The organism is Aquimarina intermedia (assembly GCF_008124785.1).
Taxonomy (GTDB): Bacteria; Bacteroidota; Bacteroidia; order Flavobacteriales; family Flavobacteriaceae; genus Aquimarina; species Aquimarina intermedia.
Map to the genome: position 1 here is coordinate 14,561 of NZ_VNHU01000007.1, position 12,047 is coordinate 26,607.

General features: G+C 35.6%; 10 protein-coding genes. 8 read left to right on the top strand and 2 right to left on the bottom strand.

The window, feature by feature from the left end; all coding sequences use genetic code 11:
• The first annotated feature begins 50 nt into the window (after positions 1–50).
• The 5 genes from BD809_RS10935 (at position 51) to BD809_RS10960 (ending at position 6,112) form a co-directional block, all read left to right on the top strand.
• Entirely contained in the window at positions 51–884 is an 834-nt protein-coding gene (locus tag BD809_RS10935) for a helix-turn-helix domain-containing protein (protein WP_246131514.1), read from the top strand.
• A 58-nt stretch (positions 885–942) separates the two neighbouring features.
• Entirely contained in the window at positions 943–1,530 is a 588-nt protein-coding gene (locus BD809_RS10940) for an SRPBCC domain-containing protein (RefSeq protein WP_148783017.1), read from the top strand.
• Positions 1,531–2,098: 568 nt separating this feature from the next.
• A complete protein-coding gene (locus tag BD809_RS10945) occupies positions 2,099–2,824 on the top strand; it encodes a hypothetical protein (RefSeq protein ID WP_148783018.1) in 726 nt (241 codons plus the stop codon).
• Positions 2,825–3,601: 777 nt separating this feature from the next.
• On the top strand, positions 3,602–5,251 hold the full coding sequence (locus tag BD809_RS10955) for an amidase family protein (protein ID WP_148783020.1): 1,650 nt from the start codon (positions 3,602–3,604) through the stop codon (positions 5,249–5,251).
• Between the two features lie 99 nt (positions 5,252–5,350).
• Positions 5,351–6,112 carry a hypothetical protein gene (locus BD809_RS10960; RefSeq protein ID WP_148783021.1) on the top strand — a complete coding sequence of 254 codons (762 nt, stop codon included), beginning with the start codon at positions 5,351–5,353 and terminating at the stop codon, positions 6,110–6,112.
• 160 nt (positions 6,113–6,272) lie between these two features.
• Here the strand turns inward: BD809_RS10960 and BD809_RS10965 are convergent, their stop codons facing one another.
• Entirely contained in the window at positions 6,273–7,217 is a 945-nt protein-coding gene (locus BD809_RS10965) for a phosphoribosylaminoimidazolesuccinocarboxamide synthase (RefSeq protein WP_148783022.1), read from the bottom strand.
• A gap of 45 nt (positions 7,218–7,262) precedes the next feature.
• Complete coding sequence (locus tag BD809_RS10970; RefSeq protein WP_148783023.1) at positions 7,263–8,219, bottom strand: PhoH family protein; 957 nt, start codon at positions 8,217–8,219, stop codon at positions 7,263–7,265.
• A gap of 192 nt (positions 8,220–8,411) precedes the next feature.
• Here BD809_RS10970 and BD809_RS10975 point away from each other — a divergent pair, with 192 nt between their 5' ends.
• Genes BD809_RS10975 through gldG form a run of 3 tightly spaced genes read left to right on the top strand, consistent with a single transcriptional unit; the run spans position 8,412 to position 11,983 of the window.
• Positions 8,412–9,254, top strand: a complete 843-nt coding sequence (locus BD809_RS10975; RefSeq protein ID WP_148783024.1) for an SAM hydrolase/SAM-dependent halogenase family protein — start codon at positions 8,412–8,414, stop codon at positions 9,252–9,254.
• Between the two features lie 16 nt (positions 9,255–9,270).
• Positions 9,271–9,555 (top strand): putative quinol monooxygenase, encoded by a 285-nt coding sequence (locus BD809_RS10980; RefSeq protein WP_148783025.1) that lies wholly within the window; start codon positions 9,271–9,273, stop codon positions 9,553–9,555.
• Between the two features lie 37 nt (positions 9,556–9,592).
• Positions 9,593–11,983 carry a gliding motility-associated ABC transporter substrate-binding protein GldG gene (gldG, locus tag BD809_RS10985; protein WP_148783026.1) on the top strand — a complete coding sequence of 797 codons (2,391 nt, stop codon included), beginning with the start codon at positions 9,593–9,595 and terminating at the stop codon, positions 11,981–11,983.
• Positions 11,984–12,047: the final 64 nt, after the last annotated feature.

Here is a 12,047-nt window from a genome sequence, read left to right on the forward strand (position 1 = left end):
CATAACAAAACAGTTCAACAGTAACGCACTGTACCTAACACCAAGAAACATTGATATTTGAAAATCACATTTTAGAAAAACCATTAGCAGCATATATTGAATCTATATTCTACTATAAAGGGTATAAACCTGATCATTCCGTCGAACGGGTTGTGCCCACGGGACACGTTTTTATCATATTTGAATTGAATGGCTTTGAATATCATACCTTTGACAGCGACACGCTACAACCCAATGGTAGTTATAAAAACGTTTGGGTTTCCGGGATGCACAAAGAGTACTTATCGATTTCTGCACATCAAAATTCTGAGATGTTGGTGATTCAGTTTAAAACAGATGGCGCCTATCCATTTTTACAATTGCCAATACATAAATTAAACAACAAAGTTATAGCGGCTCAAGAGCTATTTGGAGCAGAAATCTTAGTACTAAGAGAACAGATTTTGAAAGCAGAGAACGCCACAGAAAAATTCAACTGGGTTGAAGCCTGGTTAACCCAAAAAATTGCCGTGAATAAAATACCTGATGGCACTGTGGTAAATGTTCTTAAACAACTTAAAACTAAACCCCTTACTGATAGTAGGGAGATTATTGCTTCCTATCCTAATACTCAAAAGCATCTTATTCATCAATTCAAAAAGTATTTCGGCTTAACACCAAAAGTGTTTCACAGAATTTTTAGATTTAACGAACTACTTAAAAAACTACAAAACAAGCAACCGCTCATATGGGCTCAAATTGCCTACGAATTTGGGTATTCTGATCAATCACATTTTATAAAAGAATTTAAAGAGTTTTCAGGATTTAATCCACAAGAGTTCATCAAATCAGGATTTCATGAGGAAGAAGAAACAAATTTCTTTCCTTTAGATAGAAAAGGTTAATTTTTTACTATTGCATCCTTCAGGATTTTTATAATTTGTGAGCTGTAAACTAAAAATCATGAAAAAACTGTTACTTCAACTAATTCTCGCTTGCCTACCTTTGGTAAATATCGCACAATCCTCAAACCAAGTTATTGACGACCGAATCATAACGGTTGTGGATTCTTCGGACACCAATAATATGGTGTTAAAACAGTCTTTTGAAGTCAATGTACCTCTCGATTCTGTTTGGAATGCCTACACTACGAAAAAAGGCTGGGAAAATTGGGCTACAGCCATCGCTGATGTTGACTTTAAAATAAACGGAATTGTAAAAACCAACTATAACGAAAATGGCAAAATTGGAGATGAATCTACGATTACCCTCCACATCATAAACTACGTTCCAAAAAAAATGCTCACACTACAAGCGGAACTCACCAAAAATTTCCCCGAGTTTATGAAAGAAGATGAAAAAGATTTATTTAACATGATACTCTTTGAAGAAAAAGGCCCTACTAAAACTAAAGTTATTTCATATGGTATCGGTTATAAACTTAACGAGAAATATAAGTCTTTGATGAAATTTTTTATACAAGGCAATGCGCAATCCTACCTCAATCTTATATCCTATTTAGAAACCGGAAAACCTTCTGTTAACTATTAGAAGCTATCGAGAATAATTAGTATGCATAACGATTCGATAAACGAGTAAGAGTAAGAAAAACGCATAAAGACTGTACTTTATTTATGCACAGCTTTAGATTTTTTTTTAGGATTCACCAAGTAAAGCCAAAGTTTCCTCACTCCATCCAACACCAGCAGTTCACTGAAAATGAAGGTCCTTAAAATTGTGTATTTTGTACATTGTTAAAAAAAATTGCAACATTCTTGATCAGCAACAATGCTTCAACAATATTGATAGAAACTAACTAACAATTCGCCTGATAATAAAAATTGGATTTCACTCCGCCAAGTCTCCTGACCTCCCGACATAGTATTTATACATTTAAAGCTACAGATTCCAAATAAGTCTCTGGTTTAATCATGATTCAAACCATATTTTCACTCTGCTAAGTAAGCTCGTATTGTTGTAAGTACTCAAAAAGCAAGTCAACCCTTATACAGAAACTATTATTTTATACATACTAAATAAGATTTTAACAGGTTTATCTGATAATTTGGTATTGCTTGTATAAAAAAGAATATATTTAACAAAATTTAACTTTCCATCAATGAAAAAATTTATCACCTACATTGCGATTTTTTGTTTATTAAGTTGCTCGAGCGATGATCAAGACAAGCAAAACTCTATAAGTATTCAGCTTAATTTCGATCAAATAAGTGAATATGCAAACGATTATACTTTTTCTGATTTTAAAATAAAAATATATTCTACGAAAGAAGATTATTTTAATGAAACGAACCCTGTCTTTTCTGGTGATTTTGATACCACCGGCGCTATATCAATATCAGAAAATATAGCAGCCAAAAGTTATTATGTGGATATCTATTCCACCGATAAAGTGTTGAGTAATTGGGAGCCCAGTGATCTGGATGTAGACAGTTCGAATATCATTGTCTTTTATCCCAGTAATGGTGGTACCGATTTTTTTCAAACAGTATACATAACAGATACTATAAAAGTTATGGGTACTTGGAGCTTTTCTACGTACGACTATACGAATTCTGATAACCCGGAAAAAACTATTAAAACGAGCTTGTCAATAAACAAAGATTTTACGGTGCAATCCCATGAAAGTTACAATGATATTGATTTGGTGTTAAATTTCGAATTAGAATCTTACACATCTCTTAATATTACCAATATTGAACCTGATGATCAAAGCTATCCGGCCTTATATACTAATAGAAATGCGCTATCGCTGCAAGTCGATGAACTGGGTTTCTTATATTTTTACAACTATGCCGGTGAAAATACTATATATTCAAAAAATTAATAACTTGTACACAAAGATTCACTACTTTACTATATAGTATTGTGGTATAAAAGTTATACACTAAGAAATAAGTAGTTTACCTATAAATATGATTAAATCTTCAATACACTTACCAGCCTTGGGATGCATAAGTGTTCAAGTATGAAAAAATATAGTTGCTATCCTATCTAGATGCTATTACTAAAACTAACTAAAAAAACAACTGACTGATGGAAAAAACCTGGATCCTAGTACTATCGCTTTTTTTAATCATCACTTTTTTTTTCTGGAAATTTACCCACGGATATTTCAAAAAAGAATATGGCAAAAGGCTCTGGAATCAGTGGACTACCCGACTTTTTTATTGGCAAGGTGTGATATATACCAGTACCGGAATCACAATTTTACTATTCTTTATTCTTAAATGGTTGAACGTTGTGACTTTCTAGCTCTTTTTAGAAATAAAAGTAATGATGTGCATCTACTGGCTGTTCTATAAAATATCAACTCAACGTTATATTTCCATTGTACAAGGTCTGCTCACTTGACGCCATAGTATCTGTATATTCTCCAAAATTCAAAGAAATTATGTAGTTTAGTAGTCATCAACTGTATAATTTTAAAACCCTCGATTTCCATTGCAAAATTTAAAGAGTATATATGGGACATAAAGAAAACATTTACTTTGTTTAGCCCCGATGTAAAATTAGATCTTCAGTAATTATACTTCACTACGAACTACAATTGAAAAACACCATCATCTATACAGTTATTTCAAATCCATAAACAATCCCATTTATGAAAAAACATTTCCTTTTCGTATCATTAGTAATACTTGCTTTTGCTTGCAAAGAAGAATCAAAACCAAGCGCTTTTGTATGGACATCATACGATGAATCAAAAGAATTGACTGAAAATGCGGACCATGAATCTGTGAGAATGCAATTTAAACGAATACAGTCAGAATTACTCGACAAAAACAAACTGCTCAAAACCATTTCAAATCAGCTTGATACATTTGCTGAAGAAGACTACCAACAATTGAAACCGCTAATTTTTGAACAGGATATTGTTACCATACAGTCACACATTAAGTCCGGAAAACTTACATATGAATTGTTGACTAAATGGTATCTGTATAGAATTGCTAAGCATGAGAGCGATAAAAATAAAATGCTGAACGCTGTCGTAGCTATTAATCCAAATGCGGTTAGCGAAGCACGCGAAAAAGATAGTTACAAAGCTGCCAATAATCACCCCATTTACGGAATGCCAATTTTATTGAAGGACAATATTAATACAGACCATATGCCCACCACGGCGGGAACGCATTTACTAAAAAACAATCGTCCAGCTGATGCATTTATTGTTGAAAAAATTAAAGAAAATGGCGGAATTATTTTAGGTAAAACAAACCTAAGCGAATGGGCGAATTTTCTATTTTTAGGTGGGCCTAACGGGTACAGTGCCGTAGGAGGCCAAACCTTGAATGCTTATGGTCGCCGAGTTTTTGATACGGGTGGTTCCAGTTCGGGTAGCGGAGCTGCGATGGCAGCCAATTATGCGGTTGCTGCTGTTGGTACCGAAACGTCAGGCTCCATCTTGTCACCGTCAAGCAGCAGTTCGCTTGTAGGGCTCAAACCCACTGTAGGGTTGTTGAGTCGTAGCGGAATTATACCTCTATCCAGCACCTTGGATACCCCGGGCCCAATGACCAGAAACGTCATTGACAACGCTATTTTACTCTCAGCTATGAGTGGTGAAGACCCTAAAGATGCGGTAACTAAAAATAACCCCAAGAACAGATCCTATTTAGACAATCTTAAGTCGGGAACATTAAAAGGATTACGCTTTGGTGTTATTACTACCTTACTTAACGATACTGTTTATCAACAAGCAATATCAAAACTGGAAGCACAGGGTGCTATTGCTGTCGAATTTGAACCGATTGAAGTCAATTTTGATGGGTTTGGAGATTTACTAAGTGCCGATATGCGTAGAGATCTACCGGCGTATTTGAATACCTATGCCTCTGATAGTATAAGTGTGCGATCTATGAAAGAAATTGTTGCATACAATAAAACGGATTCTGTAAATAGAATTCCGTACGGTCAAGCCCGCTTTTTGCGCGCGACTACGGTAGATCTTACTGATGAAGAACTAGATCAGTTACGCACACGATTACACGAAGAAGGTAAACGTTTTTTTGACACGCCCATGAATGAGCATTCCCTGGATGCCATTTTATCAATTGATAACCAAAATGCGGGATATGCCGCTGCGGCCAAATATCCTTGCCTTACCGTTCCTATGGGATATAGAGAAACCGGTAAACCAACAGGCCTTACTTTTATCGGAAAACGATATGAAGAAGATCAACTTTTAAAAATGGGCTATGCTTTTGAGCAAGCTACTAAAATGAGAAAGGTCGCAAAAACGTATGAATAGAACATGTTGTCGAGTATTGAGAAGTGTTATCAAGAAATACTAATCTTTTTGATCCCTATCAATTAGACAATGAAATTTAAAAAGATTATAACATCCTCTATGCAAAATAAACTTGTTCTTTTAATTATACTAAGTACAACCTTACTTTCTGCTCAAGATAAACCATCGGTTTTTAAAAAAAATCCTTTTAAGCAGGTAACCTTACATTTTAGAAATGGCGATACTCTCAAGGGTATCGCCAAATTGAATAATTTTAATAAGATAATATTTAAAGAGAACGTAGACGATAAAAAACAGATTTACGATCATAAGAAGATTCGAGGTGTAACTATTTATATGGATACGGTTATAAGAAACTTTGAATACAAAATTATAAGAGAAAAAACTATTCGAGGAAAGGCTGACATCCGCTACAATTTATTAGAACCAGTAATGCAAGGAAAAGTTTCAATTTATATTAACGACTATGAAGCTAAAAAAGGAAATCTTCTAGGGAAAAATATAGGGTATACTAATTACGATACGGTTCATAGTTTTTACATAGGCAAAGGAACATCCGATGTTGTTGCTCCTTTAGGCAAAGTTGTCAGCGCATCACATTGGTTGAATTTTGGTCAGGGTACTACCGTTAGAAGTTCAAATGCTTTTCTTAAATCATTTAATTTAAAATTTTTTTACTCAAATTCGGTTTACACAATAAGTGATCTGGATATTAACCCAAATTCAAAATATTTTAAGAAAATTGCCAAACAGTACTTTAAAGATTGTCCAGAGCTTATTTTTAAAATAGAATCCGGCTTTTTTGATAAAAATGGGTTAGTATCTGTCTTGAATTATTATAACAAATCTTGTGAAAATTAAAGTGGCCTAATTATCATATTACTAACTAATTAAAAGCCTCATAACTTGTCGACTACTATTCTGTCATAGATCCAAAAACCCAAAAGTCTTATAAATAAAAACCCAACCCATTTCTCTGAATGGCTTGGGCTTTATAATATCTTATAAATATGTGTTTTTTCTAATTTAAATAGTCTAAAACGTTAGTCTCTATCCGTTTTTCAATCGCATTCACATCTGCTTTCTCAAAAATTTCTCCGGTGATTTTTTCATACAATTCAATATACCGATCTGATACAGATTTAATATACTCCGCTGTCATTTCAGGAATCTGCTGACCTTCTTTTCCTTGAAAATCATTTGCGATTAACCATTGCCTTACAAATTCTTTGGATAACTGCTTCTGTGCTTCTCCTCTTTCCTGTCGCTCCTTGTAACCATCTGCATAAAAGTAGCGAGAAGAATCCGGTGTATGGATTTCGTCTATCAAAACAATCTCATCATCCTTTGTTTTTCCAAACTCATATTTTGTGTCTACCAGAATAAGTCCTCTTTCTTTTGCAATAGCAGTACCTCGCTCAAACAGCTTACGTGTATAGTCTTCCAATATTAGATAATCAGCTTCACTTACAATCCCCTTTGCTAAAATAGCTTCTCGCGAAATATCCTCATCATGCGCTCCATTGTCAGCTTTCGTAGAGGGAGTTATTATCGGGGAAGGAAAACGATCGTTTTCTTTCATCCCTTCGGGCATGGCCACACCACAAAGTTCACGCTTACCGGCTGTATATTCGCGCGCAGCATGACCTGAAAGATAGCCACGTATAACCATCTCTACTTTAAACGGGGTGCATGCTTTCCCAACGGCAACATTAGGATCCGGAGAGGCAAGCAACCAGTTAGGGACGATGTCTTCGGTGGCTTTCATCATCTTAGTCGCAATCTGATTTAAAATCTGACCCTTAAACGGAATCCCTTTTGGCATCACTACATCAAAGGCTGACAAGCGATCAGTGGCAATCATAACCAAGAGATCATTGTTCAAAGTGTATACTTCTCTAACCTTTCCTTTATACACGGATTGCTGTCCGGGAAACGTATAGTTTGTATCTGTAATTGTGTTCATGAATAGTAAAAATCTATGGTGTTGTGTTGTTGTTTAGTAAGCTGTTTATTCGTTGCGGTGTTCAATTTCTTTATACGCGGCAATTACCTTTTTCACCAATCGGTGGCGTATCACATCTTTATCGTCCAAATGGATGATACCAATACCTTCTACATTTTTAAGCACCAGTAACGCTTCTTTAAGTCCCGAAATGACACGACGTGGCAAATCAATCTGTCCCGGATCCCCCGTGATAATAAATTTTGCATTTTTACCCATTCGCGTTAGAAACATTTTCATTTGAGCATGTGTGGTATTCTGCGCTTCATCTAAGATCACATATGCATTATCAAGTGTACGACCACGCATAAAAGCCATCGGTGCTATTTGAATCACTCCTTTCTCAATAAAACTCTCTAACTTCTCGTGCGGAATCATATCCCGTAGCGCATCATACAAAGGCTGCATATACGGATCTAATTTTTCCTTAAGATCTCCCGGCAAAAAACCAAGGTTCTCACCTGCTTCTACAGCAGGTCGAGTTAAGATAATACGCTTTACCTGCTTTTCTTTTAATGCTTTTACAGCCAATGCGACACCGGTATAGGTTTTCCCGGTTCCTGCAGGACCAATGGCAAATACCATGTCGTTCTTAAAAGTTGATTCAACCAACTTGCGTTGATTAGCAGTCTGTGGTTTTATTAATTTTCCTCCGGTACCATGAACTAAAATCTCACCGCTGATGTCAGAAGTTTCATAATCCGCTTTGCTCTGACTGGTTAAAACCCGTTCGATTACATTTTCATCAATCTTGTTGTACTTAGCAAAATGCTCAGTTAGCATGGTAAAACGTGCGTCAAATTCTTCCAGTAAATCTTCATCGCCGTAAACTTTGATCTTACTCCCGCGTGCTACAATTTTTAGCTTCGGATAATATTTTTTGAGAAGTTGTATGTTACTATTCTGATCTCCGAAAAGCTCTCTCGGATTTATCTCTGTCAGTTCTATAATAAGTTCATTCAAAAGCTATAGAAATTTTAGTATGAATTGTTTGTTGGATTAACTAAGTTTGCTGAAGTTATTTGATGTTTTCTAAACCGAAAAATGTACAGTAAACCTGTTGTTTATAACGATTTTGAAAGCATTGCATAACTTCATAACAAATTTACATTTTTTTGAGCGCTTATAACTAAAAGATATTAACAATTCTCGCACATGCCGATCATAACTTTAACTACAGATTTTGGACTCAAAGATCACTTTGTCTCTGCGGTTAAAGGGGCTATCCATTCAGAATTGGATCAAATCACTATTGTTGACATATCACATGACATTTCGCCGTTCCATATAACCGAAGCGGCATACATTCTTAAAAACGCTTACAAATCCTTTCCCAAAGGAACCATTCATATCATCGGTATTGATAGTGAATTGAGTCCGGAAAATAAACATATTGCGGTATTACTAGACGATCACTATTTTATTTGCGCTAATAACGGCTTAATTAGTTTAATTGCATCAGAATATCGACCTGAAAAGACTGTAGAAATTAATATTCATGATGCCATTGGTACTAATTTTCCGGTTCTTGACGTTTTTGTTACCGTAGCCTGTCATATTGCTCGCGGTGGTACGCTTGAGGTAATTGGTAAAACCATTACGGATTTAAAAATGATCAAAGGGATCACACCCATTGTCAATGTGGGGGATAAGCAAATTGTCGCGAGTATTTTATATATTGATAATTATGGCAACCTGATTACGAATGTAACTCGCAAGTTTTTTGAAGATGTCGGCAAAGGACGTAACTTTAAAATAATGGCACGTACAGCTGTATTTGAACATATTTACGAGCAATATAGTGATGCGATAAATTTTGATATCGAAAAGAGCAAACGTGAAGAAGATGGTAAAAAGTTAGCGATATTTAATTCATCGGGCTATCTTGAGTTAGCGATATACAAGAGTAATCCAAGAACCGTGGGAGGCGCTTCAAGCCTGTTTGGCCTGCATTATCAGGATACGGTAAGTATCATTTTTGAAGAAGAGGACGTTTAAATAAAAGAAAGAAAATATGATTATCCGAATTGTAAAAATGGGATTCAAAACCGAAGGTATTGAAGAGTTTTTGGCAATGTTTGACACTAAAAAGGGCAAAATAAACGGTTTTGAGGGATGTACTCACCTTAAATTATTACGGGATATTCACAATACAGATCAATTTTTTACCTATAGTCATTGGGAATCAGAGGCTCATCTTAATGCGTATCGTGACTCCAAATTATTTAAGGATATTTGGGCAAACACCAAAAAACATTTTAATCAAAAACCTGAAGCCTGGAGTGTACAGGAATATTAATATACTTGCTCCATAACATTACAACGTTTCAAATCGTATGATCGCAATACTACAAAAAGAGTTTAATTCATTTTTCACCTCCACCATCGGTTATCTGATTATTGCAGTGTTCTTGACTATATCCGGACTTTTTCTCTGGGTATTTAAAGGACCCTACAATGTTTTTGATAGTGGTTTTGCAGATTTGACTCCTTATTTTGAATTGGCACCCTGGGTACTATTGGTGTTGGTTCCTGCAATCACCATGCGTAGCTTTGCTGAAGAAAAAAAACAAGGTACGTTTGAATTGTTACTGACCAAACCACTGACATTATTACAGATTGTGCTTGGTAAAGTACTGGGTAATTTCTTGTTAATCTTAGTCGCTCTACTCCCTACCCTATTGTATCTGTTTACGATTTTTCAATTAAAGAACAGCACAGACATTATAGATATCGGCAGTTTTACAGGATCTTTTATAGGATTGCTATTATTGAGTGCTCTCTATACCGGTATTGGTGTTTTCTGTTCCGCACTTACAGATAATCAAATTACTGCTTTTATATCCACTTTGTTAGGGTGTTTTATCATGTTTTTTGGTTTTGATGCTTTAGCCTCTTTGATAAAAACAGATGACTTTACGTCTATCTTTAATCTTATCGGGATTCAATTGCATTATGATCGTATTAGCAGAGGGGTATTAGACACGAGAGATATTCTCTATTTTTTAAGCGTGATTGTTGCTTTTGTGTGGGCGACCATAGTAACCATTTCTAAAAGAGGTCCCGGTAAAAAAATCAAATTGATTGCAGGAATTGCCATTGGACTCGTAGTAATAAATACCATAACCACTTCTTTCTACCAACGTTTTGATTTGACATATGATCAGCGTTTTACCTTATCGGAAGCAACTACTAATTTGTTGGAAGATACTGCGGGAATTGTAACTATTGATGTTCTTCTAAAAGGCGATTTTCCTTCGGAATTTAAGCGACTGCAAGCTGAGACTCAACAACTCCTCGAAGAATTTAGTGCACATACTAACAACTTACAGTATGCTTTCACCAATCCGTTGGAAGAAGTAGATTTTCAAGCTGAAACATTACAGCAATTACAGGAATTTGGATTAACTCCCATGGAAGTGAGCGTACAGGAAAATGGTAAAACTAATATTGAAACACTCGTACCTTGGGCTATATTGAGTTATCAAAATAAAAGTGTAAAAGTTCAGTTGATCAAAAACACGATCGGAGCCACCTCAGAAGAGCGTGTAAATGCATCAATACAACAATTAGAATATACCTTTGCCGATGCATTAACCAAACTATTACACCCTAAAAAACATAAAATTGCCGTGTTAAAAGGAAATGGGCAATTGCCCGACGTGCATGTTGCAGATTTTATTAAAACGCTTCAAGAATATTATTTTGTTGGCGCCTTTACCCTAGATTCTGTAAGCAGTAATCCTCAAAAAACGCTTACCGAATTAAAAGAATTTGATCTGATCATCAATGCCAAACCTACAGAGGCATTTACAGAAAAAGAAAAGTTGGTGATGGATCAATTTGTCATGAATGGTGGTAAATCTATATGGCTAACAGAGACGGTGTCAATGGAGCTGGATAGCCTTTTTAATCCATCAGGCAGTGCGCTGGCCATGATTCAGGATCTGCGTTTAGGCGATATGTTTTTCTCTTACGGAGCACGTATCAATCCGGTCTTAGTGAATGATTTGTATTCAGCTCCGATAGTACTCGCTGCAGGAGAGACGAATGAAACACAGTTTACTCCCTATCCCTGGTTTTTTAGCTCGTTGACCAAACCCACCTCAGAGCATCCTATTGTAAAAAATATAGAAGCTGTCAAATTTGAGTTTTCAAATCAAATTGACACACTGGCCAATGCGATCGATAAAACTATTTTACTTAGCAGTTCTGCTAAATCAAAATTAGAGGGAATTCCACAAGTAATCTCTTTAGATATAATTCGTCAAAAACCTAATCTGAATACCTATACGGAAGGGCCACAAAACCTTGCAGTATTGTTAGAAGGATCCTTTAAATCCACTTATAATAACCGCGTTAAACCATTTACCTTAGATTCAATCAAAGAGCAAAGTGAACCGACTGCTATGATTATCGTTGCCGATGGTGATGTTATTAAAAACAGTACACGCAAAAATCAACCCGTCCCGTTGGGATATGATCCCTACATGAATTTGCAATATGGGAATAAGGAATTTTTACTCAATGCTGTTAATTATCTATTGGATGATTCCGGTTTAATGACGGTGAGAGGTCGTAAAGTAAATGTGGCATTTCTTGATATCGAGAAGGTAGTAGCAGATAAAACTACCTATCAGCTGCTTAATCTTGGTTTACCTTTGTTGTTATTAGCTAGTTTCGGCTTCCTGTTCTCTTTTCTTCGTAAACGAAAATACCAACGATAAAGCTCTACTACCCATATCATTTTCCATGAAAATATAGTATATTGATACGCATTTCTTTATAAGT